17 protein-coding genes and 1 pseudogene are annotated in these 19978 nt (G+C 43.9%); 16 read left to right on the forward strand and 2 right to left on the reverse strand.

Annotation, left to right across the window (positions count from 1 at the left end; genetic code table 11):
- Positions 1 to 13: 13 nt before the first annotated feature.
- A pseudogene (locus QZ169_RS09145) lies at positions 14 to 712 on the reverse strand (ISL3 family transposase); the annotation flags it as partial.
- Between the two features lie 129 nt (positions 713 to 841).
- Positions 842 to 3037 carry an LTA synthase family protein gene (locus QZ169_RS09150; protein WP_125340874.1) on the reverse strand — a complete coding sequence of 732 codons (2196 nt, stop codon included), beginning with the start codon at positions 3035 to 3037 and terminating at the stop codon, positions 842 to 844.
- Between the two features lie 250 nt (positions 3038 to 3287).
- Here QZ169_RS09150 and QZ169_RS09155 point away from each other — a divergent pair, with 250 nt between their 5' ends.
- The 16 genes from QZ169_RS09155 to QZ169_RS09230 all read left to right on the forward strand — a co-directional run bounded on the left by QZ169_RS09155 (position 3288) and on the right by QZ169_RS09230 (position 19802).
- The gene (locus QZ169_RS09155) at positions 3288 to 4451 is read left to right on the forward strand and encodes a class I SAM-dependent rRNA methyltransferase (RefSeq protein ID WP_295506541.1); all 1164 of its coding nucleotides are present in this window, start codon (positions 3288 to 3290) and stop codon (positions 4449 to 4451) included.
- Positions 4448 to 5125 carry a type I 3-dehydroquinate dehydratase gene (gene aroD, locus QZ169_RS09160; RefSeq protein WP_048771456.1) on the forward strand — a complete coding sequence of 226 codons (678 nt, stop codon included), beginning with the start codon at positions 4448 to 4450 and terminating at the stop codon, positions 5123 to 5125. The genes QZ169_RS09155 and aroD overlap by 4 nt, the downstream gene beginning before the upstream one ends.
- Positions 5115 to 5969, forward strand: coding sequence for a shikimate dehydrogenase (locus QZ169_RS09165; protein ID WP_295506545.1), 855 nt, complete (start codon positions 5115 to 5117; stop codon positions 5967 to 5969). The genes aroD and QZ169_RS09165 overlap by 11 nt, the downstream gene beginning before the upstream one ends.
- 10 nt (positions 5970 to 5979) lie before the next feature.
- Positions 5980 to 7047, forward strand: coding sequence for a 3-dehydroquinate synthase (aroB, locus tag QZ169_RS09170; RefSeq protein WP_295506547.1), 1068 nt, complete (start codon positions 5980 to 5982; stop codon positions 7045 to 7047).
- 90 nt (positions 7048 to 7137) lie between these two features.
- Entirely contained in the window at positions 7138 to 8304 is a 1167-nt protein-coding gene (gene aroC, locus QZ169_RS09175; protein WP_295506549.1) for a chorismate synthase, read from the forward strand.
- 16 nt (positions 8305 to 8320) lie between these two features.
- Positions 8321 to 9427, forward strand: coding sequence for a prephenate dehydrogenase (locus QZ169_RS09180; protein WP_295506551.1), 1107 nt, complete (start codon positions 8321 to 8323; stop codon positions 9425 to 9427).
- A gap of 18 nt (positions 9428 to 9445) precedes the next feature.
- Positions 9446 to 9784 carry a YlbF/YmcA family competence regulator gene (locus QZ169_RS09185; RefSeq protein ID WP_125409341.1) on the forward strand — a complete coding sequence of 113 codons (339 nt, stop codon included), beginning with the start codon at positions 9446 to 9448 and terminating at the stop codon, positions 9782 to 9784.
- 132 nt (positions 9785 to 9916) lie between these two features.
- Entirely contained in the window at positions 9917 to 11200 is a 1284-nt protein-coding gene (gene aroA / locus QZ169_RS09190; protein ID WP_295506553.1) for a 3-phosphoshikimate 1-carboxyvinyltransferase, read from the forward strand.
- Positions 11193 to 11669, forward strand: coding sequence for a shikimate kinase (locus QZ169_RS09195; RefSeq protein WP_125444823.1), 477 nt, complete (start codon positions 11193 to 11195; stop codon positions 11667 to 11669). The genes aroA and QZ169_RS09195 overlap by 8 nt, the downstream gene beginning before the upstream one ends.
- Entirely contained in the window at positions 11666 to 12499 is an 834-nt protein-coding gene (gene pheA / locus QZ169_RS09200; RefSeq protein WP_295506556.1) for a prephenate dehydratase, read from the forward strand. The genes QZ169_RS09195 and pheA overlap by 4 nt, the downstream gene beginning before the upstream one ends.
- An 18-nt stretch (positions 12500 to 12517) precedes the next feature.
- Positions 12518 to 13867, forward strand: coding sequence for an LCP family protein (locus QZ169_RS09205; RefSeq protein ID WP_295506557.1), 1350 nt, complete (start codon positions 12518 to 12520; stop codon positions 13865 to 13867).
- A gap of 84 nt (positions 13868 to 13951) precedes the next feature.
- A complete protein-coding gene (rlmD, locus tag QZ169_RS09210) occupies positions 13952 to 15322 on the forward strand; it encodes a 23S rRNA (uracil(1939)-C(5))-methyltransferase RlmD (protein WP_295506558.1) in 1371 nt (456 codons plus the stop codon).
- A gap of 292 nt (positions 15323 to 15614) precedes the next feature.
- Positions 15615 to 16169, forward strand: coding sequence for a hypothetical protein (locus QZ169_RS09215; RefSeq protein ID WP_295506559.1), 555 nt, complete (start codon positions 15615 to 15617; stop codon positions 16167 to 16169).
- 147 nt (positions 16170 to 16316) lie between these two features.
- Entirely contained in the window at positions 16317 to 16880 is a 564-nt protein-coding gene (locus QZ169_RS09220) for a TMEM175 family protein (RefSeq protein WP_295506562.1), read from the forward strand.
- A gap of 187 nt (positions 16881 to 17067) precedes the next feature.
- On the forward strand, positions 17068 to 18621 hold the full coding sequence (locus tag QZ169_RS09225; RefSeq protein ID WP_295506560.1) for an ABC transporter ATP-binding protein: 1554 nt from the start codon (positions 17068 to 17070) through the stop codon (positions 18619 to 18621).
- A 305-nt stretch (positions 18622 to 18926) separates the two neighbouring features.
- Entirely contained in the window at positions 18927 to 19802 is an 876-nt protein-coding gene (locus QZ169_RS09230; RefSeq protein ID WP_295506561.1) for an aminoglycoside phosphotransferase family protein, read from the forward strand.
- Positions 19803 to 19978: the final 176 nt, after the last annotated feature.

A 19978-nucleotide genomic window follows, 5' to 3' on the forward strand; every position in this document is an offset into this window, starting at 1 on the left:
GGTTGATGAAAAGTTATAATCTGGAGAGGACTAAATCAGTCCTCTCCTTTTTGATATTCAAAGCGATGAGAATTCTAGTTTTAAAGTTGTCAAAGTTCCGAAAGCCAAAAGCGTTGCGCTTGATGACTTTGATGAGGTTGTTAGTAGCTTCTAGTTTTGCATTTGAGTAGGGCAGTTCCAGCGCGTTCAAGATCTTGTCCTTATCTTTCATAAAGGTCTTAAAAACAGTTTGAAAGATAGGCTTCACACACGAAATGTTATCTTCAATGAGTCCAAAGAAATGTTCAGCTTGTTTCTTTTGAAAATGAAACAGTAAGAGTTGGTAGAGTTTATAGTGTTCTCTGAGTTCTTGAGAGTACGAGAGAATCTTTTCAAGAATCTCTTTATTAGTTAAGTGCATGCGAAAAGTTGGACGATAAAAACGTTTATGGCTTAGTTTTCGACTATCCTGTTGAATGAGTTTCCAGTAGCGTTTGATGGCCTTATATTTGTACGATTTTCTATCCAACTGATTCATGATTTGGATGCGAAGACGGTTCATAGACCGGCTGAGATGTTGTACAATATGAAATCAATCGAGGACGATTTTAGCAGAAGGAAATAGTTTTCTGGCAATATCGTAGTAGGGGCTAAACACGTCCATGGTTATGACTTTTACTAGGCTTCTCACCTGTCTAGAATAACGAAGGAAATGATTGCGAATCGTTGCTTTTCATTATAGGTCTTATGGGACTTTTTTCTACAACAAATAGACTCCATCATTCCTACAGCGGTTTTACCCACTACAGAAATTATAGAGCCTGAAAAGCCTTAAGTCCATTGGACTTAAGGCTTTTGCTATCTATGGATTGGCTGTGGAACTAGAGCTGGAAGAGCTTGAGTCTTCTTGACTGCTGTCTTCGTCGCTGCTGCTAGTTTGGAACTGCTCTGGATGCAGTGCCCGATAGCTTGGCGAGTTAAATAGGTCCACAGTGGAGACATTGCCTCGCTTGGAGTAAAGACTGGTTGATTGATCGCCTTTTTCCTTTTCAATAGCCAACAAGGCTTTCATTGAATTAAGATAAGAATAATCTTTAGGGTTGACCTTGCCTAAGTCATTTCCCTTGTAGAAGCGAATCAAGTCGCCGGTCTGAATAGCGTCACTCATCTTCAGCTGAGTATTGGCAGCATTACGAATTTCATCCAGCTCTTTCTTGATGGTTTCGTCTGGATTGGTAATTTCCTCACCGGTCTGGGTGTAGTAGGTCCGTCCGTTGAAGCTAGTGTATTTTGGAGTGACAAAGTTATTGCTGGATCGGAAAGCTGTGATTTGCTGATGCTGAGATGACAGTAGGTCTTGTCCAACTTGAAGGTAGTTCTTAGAGTCAATGCCCAGCAAATGCTCCAATGTTGGCAGCATATCCACTTGACCGCCGTAAGTATCAATTATCTTTCCTTTGTCCATGCCAGGCACCACTACCATGTAAGGCACGCGCTGCATCATGGCATTGTCGTAGTTGGACCAAGTCTCAGAAGTCTTGCCTACAAGAGGGGCCAAGTTAGGATTACGGGTTTGGGAAATTCCAAAGTGATCCCCATAGAGAACGATAATAGAGTTGTCATAGAGGCCAGATTCTTTAAGATAATCAAACAAGGCCTTGACAGAAGAATCTAGGTAGTTGGCAGTGGCAAAGTAGCCGTTGATGGTTTCATCCTTGGTCTTAGCCAGCGGGAATCCAATCTCGTCACCAATCAAGCTAGTCGTGTAAGGATAGTGATTGGAAACCGTGATATACTTGGCATAGAAAGGCTGCTGTAGGTGTTCCAGGTATTTAATGGAATCTTTCAGCATAATCTTGTCATTCAAGCCGTACTGGAAAGAGTTGGTGTCGTCCTGTTTGGTAAAGTAAGACGCATCAAAGAAATAGTTATAACCCCATTGCTTGTAGGCTGTATTGCGGTTCCAAAAGCTTCCTGTATTTCCGTGGAAAACAGCAGAAGTATAGTCGCCGTTTTTGGAAAGAATAAAAGGTGCTGCTTGCTGGGTATTAGTACCACCGTAGTTGACCATGAAGGATCCTTGATTGAGACCGAAGAGACCAGTTTCAATCATGGTTTCAGCATCAGAAGTCTTACCAGCCTTGACCTGGTTGAAGACATTAGAGAAAGCTAAAGTCGAATTGGAGTGGTAGAGGGAATTGAGGAAAGGTGTCACCTCGTACTCTTTCCCATCTGCCTGCAGCTTATAGTCAATCAGGAACTGCTGGAAGCTTTCCAGATGGACATAGATAACATTGCGGCCTTTGGCAATCCCGTAATATTCTGGATTTGGTTCTGCATAGTGGGATTGGATATATTCTGTTACTGGTTCCAAGTCTTTTTCAGAAGCTTTGGAGCGCTCACGATTGGCGGTATATGTCTGGTTAGCACTGTAACCTAGAAAGGCTGGCAAGCCCAGAGCCCGAACGACATAATAGTTGGAAAATCCACGTGACAAGAGCTCAGGCCGGTCAATTTCAGCCAAGAATAAGTTGGCAGAGAACAGCATGGCGGACAGGGAGGTCACAGCAAAGCTGGCACGTTTATTGAAAGGCCGATCATCCATACGGATGTATTTCTTAAAGAATAAGAAGGCCAAAATCGGGAAATCAATCAGATAAAGGATATCCCAAGGGCGGAAGAGCTCGAGTGCTGCTTCCCCAAGTCCAGCTGAAACGCTGCTAGAAGCCAGCATAGTATTGACTGTAACAAAGTCGCTGAACTCGCGATAGTAAATGGAATTAGATACCAGCCAAGCAAAGAGAAGCAGATAGATTCCGAAGGCTAGGCTGTAGAATAATTTGGTTCGTTTTACATAAAGTGCCAGTCCCAGCAGCAAGAGGCTGATAGGGAAAGGGTTTATAATAGCTAAAAATACTTGATAGGCACCTTGAATATCAAGGTTAAAATCAATCGTGTAGGCCCACATGGTTTTTATCCAATAGAGGACCAGTAAAATCAAGACAAAACCTAGTCTCGTACTCATGAAATTGAGTAAATTCTTGGTTATTTTTTTCACAAAAAGTTACTTCCTTGTCTTATTTCCTAAAAATTTTCTCCTCTAAGTATAACATAATTTCTCCAGTTAAGGAAAATTTGAGCCGCATTTGAGATATTTTAAATCGGCGAAATTGTAATATTTCTATAAAAGCCTTATCCCCTCTATGGAGAGGTTTATAGTCGTTTTGCACTCGTTTGTGAAATCTTTTATTAACTCAAATGTAAAATATGTTTTGAGAATTTTCACAATCTTTGGTATAATATAATTTATGAATAAACTTACTGTTAGTCAAGAGGCAGAAGAAAAACTGAGAAAGGGCATTCTTTTATTAGATAAAAAGGATTTTGGCGCTCTTTCGCTTCAGAATCAATGTGTGGAGCTGCAAAACCGTCAGGGAAAGTTCTTAGGCACAGCTTATCTCTCTCCGCAGAATAAGGGAGTAGGCTGGCTGGTTTCCCAGAAGAAGGTAGAGCTGAACTCGGATTTTTTTCAAGGCCTCTTTGAGCAGGCTAAGAGCAGACGTTCTACTTATTTTCATTCGGCTGACACGACAGCCTTTCGACTCTTTAATCAAGAGGGGGATGGCTTTGGTGGCTTCACGGTGGATTTCTACAATGACTTTGCGCTTTTTTCTTGGTACAATGACTTTGCCTTTGCTATCAAGGAGCAGATTCTGACAGCCTTCGTTAAGGTTTTCCCAGAGATTCAGGGAGCTTATGAAAAGATTCGTTTCAAGGGTTTGGACTACGAATCGGCTCATCTCTACGGAGCGGAAGCACCGGAACCCTTCACAGTCTTGGAGAACGGTGTTCGCTATCAGGTTTTTCTGAATGACGGTCTCATGACCGGTATCTTTCTGGATCAGCACGATGTGCGTGCCAGTCTGGTAGATGGTCTGGCTGCTGGTAAAAGTTTACTCAATATGTTTTCCTATACAGCTGCTTTTTCAGTAGCAGCAGCCATGGGCGGTGCCAGTCAGACAGTATCAGTTGATTTGGCCAAGCGAAGCCGTGAGCTGTCTGAAGCTCATTTTATGGCCAATGGTCTGACACTGGATCAGCATCGCTTTCAGGTGATGGATGTCTTTGATTATTTCAAATACGCTAAGCGCCACGATCTAAGCTTTGATGTCATTGTGATAGATCCGCCCAGCTTTGCCAGAAATAAAAAGCGGACATTCTCGGTTGCTAAAGATTATCATCGTTTGGTTGCACAAGCTTTGGAAATCCTGAATCCTCAGGGAATCATGATTTTAAGTACCAATGCAGCCAATCTTTCCAAAAGTAAGTTTAAACAAGAAATTGAAAAAGGCCTTGCCGGCAGAAAGCACCGCTATCTTGCGGAGTATGGCTTGCCAGCAGACTTTGTCTATAATAAAAAAGACGGGAGCAGTAATTACCTCAAGGTATTTACAATAAAGGTGGACCAATGAAATTAGTCGTTTCTGTAATGCCCAAGAGTTTAGAAGAAGCTCAAGAAATTGATGTATCACGCTACGAAGATGCGGATATTATTGAATGGAGGGCAGATTTTCTGGCCAAGGATGACATTTTAAATGTTGCGCCAGCTATTTTTGAAAAATTTGCCGGACGTGAATTGATTTTCACCTTGCGGACCCGTCAGGAAGGCGGAGAAATCGAACTGTCCGATGATGAATACGTAGCTCTCATCAAGGAAGTAGCAGGTTTTTACCAGCCGGATTATATCGACTTTGAATATTTCTCTCACAAGGGGAAATTTGAAGAAATGCTGGAGTTTCCTAATCTGGTGCTGAGCTACCACAACTTCGAGGAAACACCGGAAAATATGATGGAAATCCTGTCTGAGCTGACTTCTCTGACCCCTAAGGTGGTCAAGGTTTCTGTCATGGCTCATAATGAGCAGGATGTGCTGGACTTGATGAACTATACTCGCGGTTTCAAGACTTTGAATCCTGAGCAAGATTTTGTCACCATTTCCATGGGAAAAGTCGGCAAGATTTCACGCATTGCGGCTGATTTGACAGGTTCCAGCTGGTCATTTGCCAGTCAGGAGATAGCGTCAGCACCCGGTCAGATTTCTCTGAGCAATATGAAGAAAATCCAGGAGATTTTGAATGAGAATTAATGGCCACACCCGCATGGCTGCTGTGGTTGCCAAGCCAATTAAGCACAGTATTTCTCCTCTTATTCACAATATGGCTTTTGAAAAGACTGGTGTCAATGGTGTCTATCTAGCTTGGGAAATAGAAGCGAAGGATCTGCAGGCCAGTATAGAAAATATCCGCAGATTCGATATGTTTGGTGTCAATCTTTCCATGCCCTATAAGCAGGAAGTGATACCTTATCTAGATGAGCTGGATGTCAGCGCCCGCCTTATCGGAGCAGTCAATACCGTTGTGAATAAAAATGGAATTTTAGTTGGTTATAACACAGATGGCAAGGGATTTTTTAAGAGCTTGCCTTCTTTTGCTATTCAGGGCAAAAAAATGACGATTTTGGGAGCAGGAGGAGCAGCGACAGCCATTATTGCTCAAGCAGCTTTGGACCAAGCAGAGGAAATTTTCGTCTTTACTCGGCAAGCCTCCTATGAGAAGACTGTCAAAAAGATAGCAGCTATCAGCCACCAAACCAAGAGTCGTATCCAGGTACTAACCTTGAAAGATGCGGATAGTTTGCAGGATACAATCAACCAATCAGACCTTCTGGTAAATGGGACCAGTCTAGGTATGGATGGCATCAGCATGCCCCTGCCTGAACAGCTTGAGCTTCCTAGCCAGATTTTAGTTGCGGATGTTATCTACCAACCTTTTGAAACGCCCTTTCTCAAATGGGCCAGAAATCAAAATGTCACAGCGGTCAACGGACTTGGTATGCTGCTCTATCAGGGAGCAGAAGCCTTTGAACTTTGGACTGGCAAAACTATGCCCAGTCAGGAAATTTGGCAGTGTTTAGAAGAATTGTATAAATAAGGAGGCGCTTATGAAACTGAATGTGAATCTCCCGCATCATCCCTATGATATTCTCATAGAAAAGGGGTCTTTATCTCAGACTGGAAGTTGGCTGAGTCAGCTTTGGCAGCCTCAGAAGGTGGTTATCGTCACGGACAATCGAGTGGCTCGACTCTATGCGGAAAAGGTCAAGCTGAGCTTGGAAGCAGCTGGGTTTGAGACTTTTGCCTTTGACTTTTTGGAGGGTGAAGCCAGCAAGAATTTAAAGACGGTCAACAAAGTCTATGAGTTTTTGGTCAAGGTTGGTCTGACCCGCAGCGATGGTATCGTGGCCTTGGGAGGAGGCGTTGTTGGTGATTTGGCAGGCTTTGCCGCTTCGACCTACATGCGGGGCGTTCATTTCGTGCAGATTCCGACCAGTCTGACAGCCCAAGTGGACTCCTCTATCGGTGGTAAGACAGGTGTCAATACGCCTTGGGCCAAGAATATGGTCGGGACTTTTACCCAGCCTGATGGAGTTCTGATTGACCCTCAAGTCTTGCAGACCTTAGGCCAGCGGGAATTGATTGAAGGCATGGGTGAGGTGGTCAAGTACGGCTTGATTGAGGATAAGGAACTCTGGGATGAGCTGTCAGAAATGGATGGCAGTCCAGAGTCGATTTTGGAGCATGCGGAGAGCATCATTTACCATTCCTGCGATGTCAAGCGTAAGATTGTAGTCGAGGACGAGCTGGATAATGGCGTTCGTCTTTACCTGAACTTCGGCCATACCATTGGGCACGCTATTGAAGCGACAGCGGGCTATGGCAAGGTCATGCACGGTGAAGCTGTGGCGATTGGCATGGTACAGGTTTCTCGAGTCGCTGAAAAGAAAGGCCTCATGCCAGCCGGAATCACAGAAAACATCATCCATATGTGTCAGAAGTTTGGCTTGCCGGTGGATTACCAGCCTTGGAATGAAGCTGCTCTTTATCAGGCCTTGACCCATGACAAGAAGGCTCGAGGGAATTCTATTAAACTAGTACTGGTGCCCGAGCTGGGTTCGGCTAGTATTCACCAGATTCCGCTGGAAGAGATGAAAGAATTTCTGAAGAAATAAGTTCCAGATGGAGTTTAAGACGATTGGACAGTTTGGATAAAAATAGACAGGTTGTCCATATCTTTCCATCTCAGAAATAGGAGAAAATGTATGAGATACTTAACAGCAGGAGAATCCCACGGACCTCGTCTGACAGCTATTATTGAGGGAGTGCCGGCTGGTCTTCCTTTGACCGCTGACTATATCAATGCTGAGCTCAAGCGCCGCCAGGGTGGTTACGGCCGCGGTGCCCGCATGAAGATTGAAAGTGACCAAGTCGAGATTACGTCTGGGGTTCGGCATGGCTTGACCATGGGCGGTCCGATTACCCTCAATGTCACTAATCTAGATCACCAGAAGTGGCTGGAGATTATGAGTGCGGCGGATGTGGATGAAAAGAAAAAAGGGCTGCGCAAGATTACCAAACCACGCCCTGGCCATGCTGATTTAGTTGGTGGTATGAAATACCGCTTTGACGATTTGCGAAATTCTCTTGAGCGCTCTTCTGCGCGCGAAACGACTATGCGTGTGGCAGTCGGAGCAGTAGCCAAGCGTTTGCTGGAAGAAATTGGTGTAGAGGTGGCTAATCATATCGTAACCTTTGGTGGCATTGATATTGATGTCCCAAATAATCTGACTGTAGCAGAAATCAAGGAAAGAGCTGCCCAGTCGGAGGTTTCCATTGTCAATCCCGAGCGCGAAGAAGAAATCAAGACTTACATTGATCAAATTAAGAAAGACGGAGATACCATCGGTGGTGTCATTGAGACCATCGTTGGCGGTGTTCCAGTTGGTCTGGGCTCCTATGTCCAATGGGACAAGAAGCTGGATGCCAAGATTGCTCAAGGAGTCGTGTCTATCAATGCTTTCAAGGGAGTCGAGTTTGGTGTGGGCTTTGAAGCCGGCCGTCTCAAGGGCAGTCAAGTCATGGATGAAATCCTCTGGTCTGAGGAAGATGGCTTCACTCGCAGAACCAATAATCTAGGCGGGTTTGAGGGGGGTATGACCAATGGTCAGCCAATCGTAGTGCGCGGTGTTATGAAGCCCATTCCAACCCTTTACAAGCCACTGATGAGCGTTGATATTGAGACCCACGAGCCTTATAAGGCGACAGTGGAGCGGAGCGATCCTACGGCTCTGCCAGCAGCGGGCGTAGTTATGGAAAGCGTCGTGGCAACAGTTTTAGCCACTGAAGTTCTGGAGAAGTTTTCTTCGGACAATCTGGAAGAACTAAAGGATGCGGTAGCCCGCCATCGGGAATTTGTCAAGAACTTTTAGAAGTAAGGAGAAGGGCATGGAGAGAAAAACGGTCTATATCGCTGGTCTGGGACTGATTGGAGCTTCCTTGGCTCTGGGCATCAGGCGAGCTCATCCTGAGATAGAGATTCTTGGCTACAATCGTAGTGAAGAATCGCGCAGAGTTGCATTAGAGCGGGGAATGGTAGACCGGGTAACGGATGATTTTGCCGCCTTTGCTCCCTTGGCTGATGTGATTATTCTGGCTGTGCCCATTAAGCAAACCATAGCATTTATCAAGGAACTAGCGGAGCTGGACCTGAAGGAAAATGTTATCATCTCTGATGCTGGATCGACCAAGGCTGAGATTGTGGCAGCTGCAGAAAAGTATCTGCAGAATAAGCCCGTCCGCTTTGTCGGTGCTCATCCTATGGCCGGAAGTCACAAGACCGGAGCCAAGGCTGCCCATGTCACTCTCTTTGAAAATGCCTATTATATTTTCACTCCCTCTAGCCTGACCAAGCCTGGTACGCTTGAGGAAATGAAAGACTTACTGAGTGGCCTTCATGCCCGCTTTATCCAAGTGGACGCAGCCGAGCACGACCGAGTGACCAGTCAAATCAGCCATTTTCCGCATATCCTAGCCTCCAGCCTGATGGAGCAAGCGGCAGCTTATAGCCAAGAGCATGAGCTGACCCAGTCTTTTGCCGCTGGTGGTTTTCGAGATATGACGCGGATTGCGGAGAGTGAGCCGGGTATGTGGACCTCTATTCTCTTGACCAATCCTCAAGCTATCTTGGATCGGCTGGAAGATTTTAAAGACCAGTTGGACAAGGTTGCCGCAGCGATTGAGGCTAAGGACGAGACAGCTATCTGGGAATTTTTTGACCGAGGACGGCAGAGCCGCAAGCAGATGGAAATTCATAAACGAGCTGGTGTGGATAGCTTTTATGATCTCTTTATTGAAGTGCCTGACGAAGAAGATGCGATTTTGGGTATTTTGGAACTCCTGCGGGGAATTTCAGTCGTCAATATTCGTATTAACGAGGAAAACCGTGAAGATATCAACGGTATTCTGCAAATCACCTTTAAAAATCACCAAGATTTAGAAAAATCTGCTAAAATAGTAAGAGAACATACGGATTACCTAGTGTCCGTAGACTAATATAGATTGGAGAACTCTATGTCAAATATTTATGATTTAGCCAATGAACTGAGCAGAAATCTGCGTGATTTACCTGAGTACAAGGCAGTTGCAGAAAGCAAGAAAGCAGTGGATGCTGATAGCGAAGCGAAGGCAATTTTTACAGATTATCTGGCATTCCAGCAGGAGTTGCAACAGCTGGCTCAGACTGGTCAGGTACCGACTCAGGAGGTGCAGGACAAGATGACTGCCTTTGGCGAGAAGATTCAGGGCAATGCTGTTCTTTCTGAATTTTTCAATAAGCAGCAGCAACTGTCCATCTATTTAGCGGACATTGAGCGTATTATCTTTGATCCGGTGCAGGATTTGCTTAAGTAAGCTAATAAAAAAGAAGAATCTGGGATGAATACCCGGATTCTTTTAGCTTTAGCTAGGATTCCAGAAATTTTAAGAATTTCTGGTCTTTTTATGATAAAATAAGAAGCAACAAAGGAAAGTACGAGGTCATCTATGAAATTATCAACTAATATAAGAGGCCTGAAGGGCCGTATCCGCGTACCTGGAGATAAGTCTATCAGCCACCGTTCCATTATTTTTGGCAGTTTGGCCAAGGGGGTCACTACTGTTCGCGACATTCTGCGAGGAGAAGATGTGCTGTCTACCATGCAGGTTTTTCGTGAGTTAGGAGTCCAGATTGAGGACGATGGAAATCTAGTCAAGATTCATGGTGTAGGATTTGAAGGTCTGCAAGCACCGAAAAATAAGCTGGATATGGGCAATTCTGGAACGTCTATCCGCTTGATTTCTGGTGTTTTGGCCGGTCAGGATTTCGAAGCGGAGATGTTTGGTGACGACAGTCTATCCAAGCGGCCTATGGATCGGGTGACCATTCCTCTGCGGCAGATGGGAGTAGAGATTGCTGGTCGGACTGAGCGTGATTTACCACCGCTCAAGATGAAGGGGAGCAGGGAACTGCAGCCTATTCATTATCAGCTGCCAGTGGCTTCTGCTCAGGTTAAGTCGGCCTTGATTTTTGCTGCTTTGCAGGCTCAGGGAGAGTCGGTTATTATTGAAAAGGAAATCACCCGTAATCATACAGAAGATATGATTGCCCAGTTTGGTGGGCAGATTGAGGTCAAGGGCAAGGAAATTCGTATTCAGGGCGGTCAGGAATTCACTGCTCAGGAAGTGACGGTTCCAGGTGACATTTCCAGTGCGGCCTTCTGGCTGGTAGCTGGATTGATTGTGCCGGACTCTAAGATTGTTTTAGAGAATGTCGGCATCAATGAAACTCGTACAGGTATTTTAGAAGTGATAGAGGCTATGGGCGGACGGATGACGCTGTCAGATGTCGATCGAGTAGCCAAGTCTGCAACCATCACCGTTGAGACGTCTGTGCTTAAGGGCACTGAGATTGGCGGCGAGATTATCCCGCGCTTGATTGATGAGTTGCCGATTATTGCGCTTCTGGCGACTCAGGCTCAGGGTCGGACTGTCATTCGTGATGCAGAGGAGCTCAAGGTCAAGGAAACCGACCGTATCCAGGTAGTGGCAGACGCTCTAAATAGCATGGGCGCAGCTATTACCCCGACGGAAGACGGCATGATTATCGAAGGGGAAACAGCTCTTCGCGGCGCTCAGGTCAATACCTTGGGAGACCATCGCATTGGGATGATGACGGCAATTGCTGCTTTATTGGCTCAAAGCGGTCAGGTGGAACTTGAACGGTCTGAAGCCATTAAGACCAGCTATCCAAGCTTCTTCAGCGACTTGGAGGGCTTGATGCATGGCTAAGATATTGCTGGGCTTTATGGGAGCCGGAAAATCCACAGTGGCCAGAGGCTTAGCCCAAGATTTTGTCGATATGGATGAACTGCTCTGTCAGAGGCTGGACATGTCTATCAAGGACTATTTTGATCAGCATGGTGAAGCGGCCTTTCGGGCTGCTGAAACCCAGCTCTTAGCTGAGCTGATCGATACGGACTTGGTCGTCTCAACCGGCGGCGGTGTAGTCGTCAGCCCTGAAAACCGCAGATTACTGGCTCAGAATGCTGATAATATCTACCTGAAAGCAGATTTTGAAACGCTCTATCAGCGAATTCGGCAGGATGCTGAGCAAGAGCGGCCCCTGTTCTTAAACCAGAGCAAATCAGACTTGCAGCAGATTTTTGAGCAGCGTCAGGCCTGGTATGAGGAAGCGGCGACCCAGATTGTCGATACGAGGCTCAAAAGCCCGCAGGAAATTATTGAGGAAATTCAATGAAAATAGCATTTTTAGGTCCTAGAGGCTCCTTTTCTCACCATGTAGCCCAAGCTGCCTTTCCCAGCAAGGACTTGGTGCCTTATCAGAATATCACTGAGGTCATGAAGGCTTATGAGGCTAGAGAAGTGGATTACTCGGTTGTTCCGGTGGAAAATTCCATTGAGGGTAGTGTCCACGAGACGCTGGACTATCTCTTTCATCAAGCAGATATTCAGGCAGTGGCAGAAATCGTTCAGCCCATTAAGCAGCAGCTTTTAGTAACTGATTTAGAAAAGCCAATTGAGAAAATATTTTCTCACCCGCAGGCTATTGCCCAAGGAAAGAAATACATCCGCCAGCATTACCCACAGGCTGCCATTGAGGTGACGGCTAGTACGGCCTATGCAGCTCGTTTTGTGGCAGAGCATCCTGAAAAGAATTTTGCGGCTATTGCCCCGCGCACGGCTGCAGCAGAGTACGGGCTCAAAGTAGCAGCCAGCGATATTCAGGAAATGGAAGAAAATTATACCCGCTTTTGGATTCTAGGCCATGAGGTGCCAAAGCTTCAACTGGCTAAGACAGGAGACAAGCAGACACTGGCTTTGACCTTACCGGACAATTTGCCTGGTGCTCTCTATAAGGCTTTGTCGACCTTTGCTTGGCGTGGGATTGACCTGACCAAGATTGAGAGCCGGCCTTTAAAAACGGCTCTGGGAGAGTATTTCTTCATTATTGACATTGACAACGAGCAGAAAAAATTGGCGGATTTTGCCTATCAAGAGTTGACAAGTCTTGGAATTACTTATAAAATTTTTGGTAGCTACAGTGTGTTTCTGATTCAGGACCAGTAGCAGTAGATTGGAGAAGAGATGAAGAAATCAGAAAATCTTAGCCATCATGAACAGCTCCGCTTAGATTATCTCTATAAAAATTATTATTATCTAAACGATAAAGAAAAGAAAGAATTTGACTATTTGCGTCAGAAGTCCAAGGGGACTGGCAGTTCAGCCAGTGTGCCGGACCATGACGAGCAGCCGCATACAGTTAGTGACGCCTATGAGCAAGAGCCAGTGGAAATGGATTCTTCTGGCCTCTTGCCCAAGTACCCTGAGCGTTCTTCTCGTAGCAGAAGACAAAAGAAGGAGCCGGAAGCTCTGGCAGGAGCTGGTCTGGGACAAGACAAGCCCAAGAAACCCCGCAAAAAAATTCGCTTGAAACGGATTCTGCTTTGGGCAGGGATTTTCCTGCTGATGGTCTTGGGGGGCATGATTTTCATGTTTATCAAAGGCTTGACGACAGCTCATAATGGAAATTCTAAACCAGCAGAAACAGAATTTTTTGACGGTAAGGATACTAAGGACGGAGTGAATATCCTCATTCTCGGAACAGATGGCCGGGTTGGTGACGACTCGACTGAGACGCGGACTGACTCCATTATGGTCTTGAATGTTGGGAATAAGGACCACAAGGTGAAATTGGTCAGCTTTATGCGTGATACCCTCATTCACATCGATGGCGTCAGCAATGAGTACACGGACCCTTCGCAAGCAGATTACTATGACCAAAAGCTCAATTCTGCCTATACGATTGGGGAGCAAAACCACAACCGCGGTGCAGACTATGTCCGCCAGATGCTCAAAGATAATTTCGATTTGGATATCAAATATTATGCACTGGTTGATTTCCAGACCTTTGCGACAGCTATTGACACCCTTTTCCCAAATGGTGTCAGCATGAACGCTCAGTTCTCAACGATTGATGGGGAGAAAGTGACTGAAGTTGAAGTGCCAGATGACCTGAATATGAAAGACGGTGTGGTGCCTAATCAAACAATCAAGGTCGGTCAGCAGCAGATGGACGGTCGAACCTTGCTCAACTACGCTCGCTTCCGTAAGGATGATGAGGGCGACTTTGGCCGTACCCGCCGCCAGCAGGAAGTATTAACAGCGGTCTTCCAGCAAGTCAAAGATCCAACTAAGCTCTTTACCGGATCAGAGGCTCTTGGTAAGGTCTTTGCCTTGACTTCAACCAATGTGCCTTACAGCTTCCTTTTGACTAATGGTCTCTCTATGGCAGGAGATTCCCGCAATGGGGTTGAGCGCCTGACAATTCCGGAAAATGGCGACTGGGTTGATACCTATGACATGTACGGTGGCCAAGGGCTATTGATTGACTTTGAAGCCTATAAAGAAAGACTGCAGCAAATGGGTCTCAGATAAGATATATGATATAATGAAAGGTAGGACGATGTTCTGCCTTTTCTTTTGGGAAATGGCAGAGCGATAAAGCAGAAAGAGAAAAATATGTTAAAAAAGAATGATATGATTGAAGTTGAAATTGTGGATCTGAGCCACGAGGGAGCAGGGGTCGCCAAGGCAGAAGGCCTGGTTTTCTTTGTAGAAAATGCCCTGCCGGGTGAACTCATCCGCATGCGTGTGCTCAAGGTCAACAAAAAAATTGGCTTTGGCAAGGTGGAGGAATTTCTCCGTACCTCAGACCAGCGCAATGAAAATCTTGATATGGCCTATCTTCGTACGGGGATTGCTGACTTGGGGCATCTGAACTATCCAGCTCAGCTGGACTTCAAACGCAAGCAGGTCAAGGACAGTCTTTATAAGATTGCTGGTTTGTCTGATGTAGAGGTACCGCCGACACTTGGTATGGAGCAGCCGCTGGGTTACCGCAATAAGGCTCAAGTGCCTGTCCGCCGTGTCAATGGCCAGCTGGAAACAGGATTTTTCCGGAAAAATTCCCATGACCTCCTGCCGATTGAAGATTTCTATATTCAGGATCCAGTTATTGATCAAGTGATCCTCTTTACACGCGATTTGCTGCGTCGTTTTGACCTCAAACCCTACGATGAGCAGGAAAAGAAAGGACTCATTCGCAATCTAGTTGTTCGCCGTGGGCATTATTCAGGGGAAATCATGGTAATCCTGGTCACAACCCGTCCGAAGATATTCCGAGTAGAGCAGCTGATGGAGCGCTTGACAGAAGCCTTCCCATCTATCAAGTCCATCATGCAGAATATCAATGACCAGCCCGGCAATGCGATTTTTGGAAAAGACTGGCGAACGCTTTATGGTCAAGACTACATTACCGACCAGATGCTGGGGAATGACTTCCAGATTGCTGCGCCGGCCTTTTACCAAGTCAATACGGAGATGGCAGAAAAGCTCTATCAGACAGCTATTGATTTTTCCGAGCTGACTGCAGATGATGTGGTGCTTGATGCCTACTCGGGTATCGGAACGATTGGGCTCTCTGTCGCGAAGCATGTCAAGGAAGTCTATGGTGTGGAAGTGATCCCTGAAGCTGTTGAAAATAGCCGAAAGAATGCGGAAATCAACGGTATTACCAACGCCAGCTATGTCTGTGCTCCTGCTGAAGAAGCCATTCAAAACTGGCTTAAAGAGGGCATCCAAGCGGATGTTATCCTAGTCGATCCACCGCGAAAAGGCCTGACCGAGAGCTTCATCAAAGCCAGCGTCAGCATGGAGCCCAAGAAAATCACTTATATCTCCTGCAATGTCGCCACAATGGCGCGTGATATCAAACTCTATCAAGAGCTGGGTTATGAACTGAAGAAAGTACAGCCGGTGGACTTATTTCCTCAAACGCATCATGTCGAGGCGGTATCACTGCTTGTACGAGCTGAGGTATCAGCGAAGTAGAAGTAGATGCTCCGCCCATGGGATAGGACTCGTAGAATGAGGAGGGGAACCGACGAAATGATACGGTAAGTCCGAACCGCTGAGTGTGAGAGTTTGTTTGAGAAACGTAGTTGACCCTCAAAAGTATCAATTTTCATAGCAAGTTCCTCTTTAGGAGGTTAGATAGATAGTATGATTTATTTGGTCGATTAACGGAGCATGTTTCGGTTGACTCGGTTTAGCTACGTAGCAATTAGGTATAGAACTTGTGTTCTTGATAAATTTTAGCTTTTAACATGGAGGTTTTAAAGAGATGAGAAAGATTGATTGGGACAAAATAAAGACTCGCTTAGATGCTTTGGTCGTCATTGATGAGTATCTAACAGATCCAGACAAGGATTGGCTTCGGCTGGTGGTTAAGACTAAGGAAAGCTATGGAGTCCGTTATCTTGTTGACAATGGTTCCGGTGATTCTTTGGATGTGACTTTGATTGACCAACTGATTCTCATAAAAGGTTTTGATCGCGAAAATAGTTTAAGCCAGTTTGCTGCAGACGAGTGGAATCAAGACATCATAGACGGATTTTATAAAGGTCTGGCTGAGAAGTATCAAAAGCATTATTCAGAAGATCAAAAAGATGAAACAACTTTCTTTATCTGGTATGACGGTCAAGTGCATCAAAATACATACCAAGATCAAGACGGTGGTGAATGGTTATTATCCTATTTTTTTGATAGCTTTGAGAGATTTCGTGAATTTGTGACTAACTATTATTCAATTACCGTAGATGAAGCCTTACTAAGAAAACTATACAGTCATGGACATCTTTCAGAAGTAGAATTAGAGCAATTGATTCGCACTGTCTAGATTTAGGTATTTATGAAGCGGGATAATTATTAATACCAGAATGTCTTATACTTATATAAAATTAAAACTATAATGTGACTGATATAGTCCGGCACATGAATAGAATGGAATCGAAAGGATTGTTTGATTAAAAGAGAACCAATGATTATGGAAAAGGAACGTTTGGGAGCCTTTATTGACGCTGTACTGGCCATCATTATGACTATCTTGGTTTTGGAGTTGGAAAAGCCAAAAACCTTTGATTTACAAGAACTATGGGAACTTGGAACAAATTTTCTTGCCTATGGTATTTCTTTCTTTTGGCTGGGAGCTATGTGGGTTAATATCTACTCTTCTTCGCATCTCATTAAAAAAGTTAGCCAAAAAACGGTCTGGGCAACCATTGTCATGCTCTTTTTCTCCTCCCTCTTTCCCTATACCACACAGCTCATAGCAAGCCATTTCGACAATGGCAGCATGCAAGCATTCTATGGAGTAATCGTCTTACTCATTACCTTTTCAGTATTATGGTATTACCGTACTTTGGACGAAGTGAATAACGTAGCTCAGATGCATGAGCTACGTCAAAAACGAAAACGTTGGATGCGATGGGATATTGGCATTAAAATGTTAGGGCTCATCTTGTCTCTGACAGTCTTTCCAGCAGGAGTAGGACTGTCAGTCCTAGTAACACTTTTATTTATTGTTATCCCGAGACAATTTAAAGTCTAATTGTTTAATCAACTCAGCAGCTCTTTCTAAGAACGGTTTTACTGCTTTTGATGCTGAGATTTTTGAATTTATATTGTCATGTGTTGCGTTTAATGCTTTCATTCAAATATTCAGGCTCCTATTTTATCCCCGTTTAGAAAAAAACGACCGTCTAAGTTGGTAAATAACTTCAGGAGGTTGATACGCTATGCTTAGATCTTATGTAAGTAAAAAGAATTTATTCTTCTATTTTGTGGCGATTATGATTACTTGGCTGGAGGCTGTGATTACACCAGCTTTGATTCAGTATATTGTCTCTAGTTTTACCAATCACCAGTTGCATTTGCTGTGGCAGGTCTTGGTTTGGGGGATTGTGGGGAATTTGATTCTCTTGCTGGGTTTGGCAGGTAAACGCTATTACTATGCACGAGTGCTGACAGACTTCAAGTCGGGCATTAAGCAGGCCATCTTTCAGACTTTCTTATATAGCCGTCGGATAGCAGATGAAGAGGTTTTGTCCGACCTGGAAAATGATGTAAAACAGCTAGAAGATAACTATATTGAGCCGACTGTCATTATCATTTCTTCTTTGGGATTTACAACCGTTTCCATCTGCTATGCTCTCTGGACTAACTTTTATCTAGGCTTGCTCTTTATCATTTTTTATTCGATACCTGTTCTTTGTAGTAGTATAGGTTCTAAACGCTTGGATACGATTACTAAGCAGAAGTCCATGGCTAACCAAGGCTATGTCTCTCAGGTGACCAATATGATTGCGGGTGCTCGTCCCATACGGCATTATCGGGGACAAAGCTTGTTTTACAATCTTTTTTCCAAAGATTTGCACAAGGCTTTAGAGCAAGAAATCGCTTATGAAAAGCAACGGACGCTAAACAGTCTCCTTATCAATGGAATTGATGCTTTTTGTTCGGTTGCGCCTATTGTCATTGGTGGTTTCATGACCTATTATAACTACCTATCTGCAGCCAGCTTTGTTGGGATTTACCTAGTATCGCATAATATTGGCTACCAATTTCAGGAGTTATCTTACTTTATCAATACCAGGAAGTCAGCCAAGTCTCTCTGTGATAAATATCAAAAATTGTTGGGAGAGGAGTGGAAAATGCCTTCTGTTCTTGAAGGTTCCGTCTTTCCTATCCAGCTAGAGCAAGTCAGCGTAGAACGTGATGGTCAAGAAATCCTAGCCCCTTGCGACCTTACCATTGAGGAAGGGGAAAAGATTGCCATTATCGGAGAAAGCGGATCAGGAAAAACAACCTTACTGAACCTTATCTATGGTGAAATCAAGCCTAGTCAAGGTCGGATTCGCTACCATGGACAAGAGCTAAACTCGGATGAACTCTATCAGGCAGGAGCCTACATTCTCCAGTCCAGTCATGTCTTTGATGGTTTGAGCCTAGAGGAAAATATCGCTTTGGGACAAGAACTTGATTCTGTAAGGATAGAAAAGATTCTGCAGCAAACTGGTTTGAAAGCTCTCCAAGGCAAAACACCAAGCAATCAAACCCTTTCAGGCGGTGAGAAGCAGCGGTTAGAAATTGCCCGTGCTCTCTATCACAATCGCCAATTTATCCTGGCTGATGAGGTCAAGGCCAATCTGGATCTAAAAAACCAAGAGAGAATCAGCCGGCTTCTCTTCTCTTTCCCGCAAGCAGTCGTAGAAGTGATTCATCACTATAGCGAAGAGGACTTGAAGAGCTATGATAAGGTGATAAAATTGGAGAGATATGTGGAGGCATAGATTTCAGAAAGGAGTGGCAGAGGCCGCTCTTTTTCTCTTTTTGTGGATTGGAAAATAAGATGATTAGCTTTTTTTCCATTTATAATATACAATAAAGTTAACAAAGGAGTATAGAAGAGCGGTGTAATGGATAATAAAAAAACAATTCTGTCTGAAAATATCAGTACAAAAAAGTCAAACGAAGATTATGTTGAAGAACTTAATGAACGACTGAATAATTTTAAAAGCTTAAAATATAAAGCGATTTTCTTGAATTAGAGTTTGAACTATATAGTAGTGTTGTAAAGTTAATTGAGGAGTTATTGATGGAGTTTATTAGTAAGATAGCCATAAATAAAGGCTGGTCAGATGATAAAAAATATTGTGTTACAGACCAGAACCAGCAAAAATATTTATTACGTGTTTCTGATAAAGAAAAGTTAGATTCTAAGAAAATTGAATTTGATATAATGGAGAAAATTGCTTCTCTTGGAGTTCGTATGTGTAAACCGATTAAATTTGAACTCTGCGGTGACGAAGTGCATTGTATACACGAGTGGATAGACGGAAAAGATGCAATAGATACCATTTTAACTTATTCAGAAAAACAACAATACATTTACGGGATAGAAGCAGGAAGAATGCTTAGAAAGATTCATACAATTCCTGCTACAGAAGTTTGTGAAGACTGGGAAATCTTTTTTAATCGAAAAATTGATGATAAAATCTCTAAATACAAAGAATGTCTCGTACAATATGAAAGCGGTCAAGTCTTTATTGATTTTTTGAATAAAAACCGTGAACTGCTAAAGAATAGACCCCAAGTTTTCCAACATGGAGATTATCATATTGGGAATTTCATGATTGGAGAAGATCGTGAGATTTATGTGATTGACTTTGATCGTTTTGACTTTGGAGATCCTTGGGAGGAGTTCAATCGTATTGTGTGGTCTGCTCAAGTATCTCCCTCTTTTGCATCAGGTATGATAGATGGATATTTTGATGACAAGGTTCCAGATTTATTTTGGAAACTTCTTGCTGTTTACATTCTAAGTAACTTAATTGGAGCTCTTCCATGGGCTATTCCTTATGAAGAAGAAGTATCAGTAATGCAAAATCAAGCTAAGGAAATTTTAGAATGGTATGATTATATGAACCGACTAGTCCCAAGTTGGTATATGAACAAGAATAATACTGAATGAGTGTTGGAATATCAATTTGGAAAGAATTATGCCACGATTACTTGCTCAGATTATAACGAGTCTAATTTATTTAAAAGGAGTGTTGAAAGTGATTGATAAAAGCAATAAAAAATTTGGGGGTAAATTTGCTACAGCACCAATTGAATTTGAGCAATTAATTCTTAAAAGCATTGATT

The organism is uncultured Streptococcus sp., assembly GCF_905372115.1.
Taxonomy (GTDB): domain Bacteria; phylum Bacillota; class Bacilli; order Lactobacillales; family Streptococcaceae; genus Streptococcus.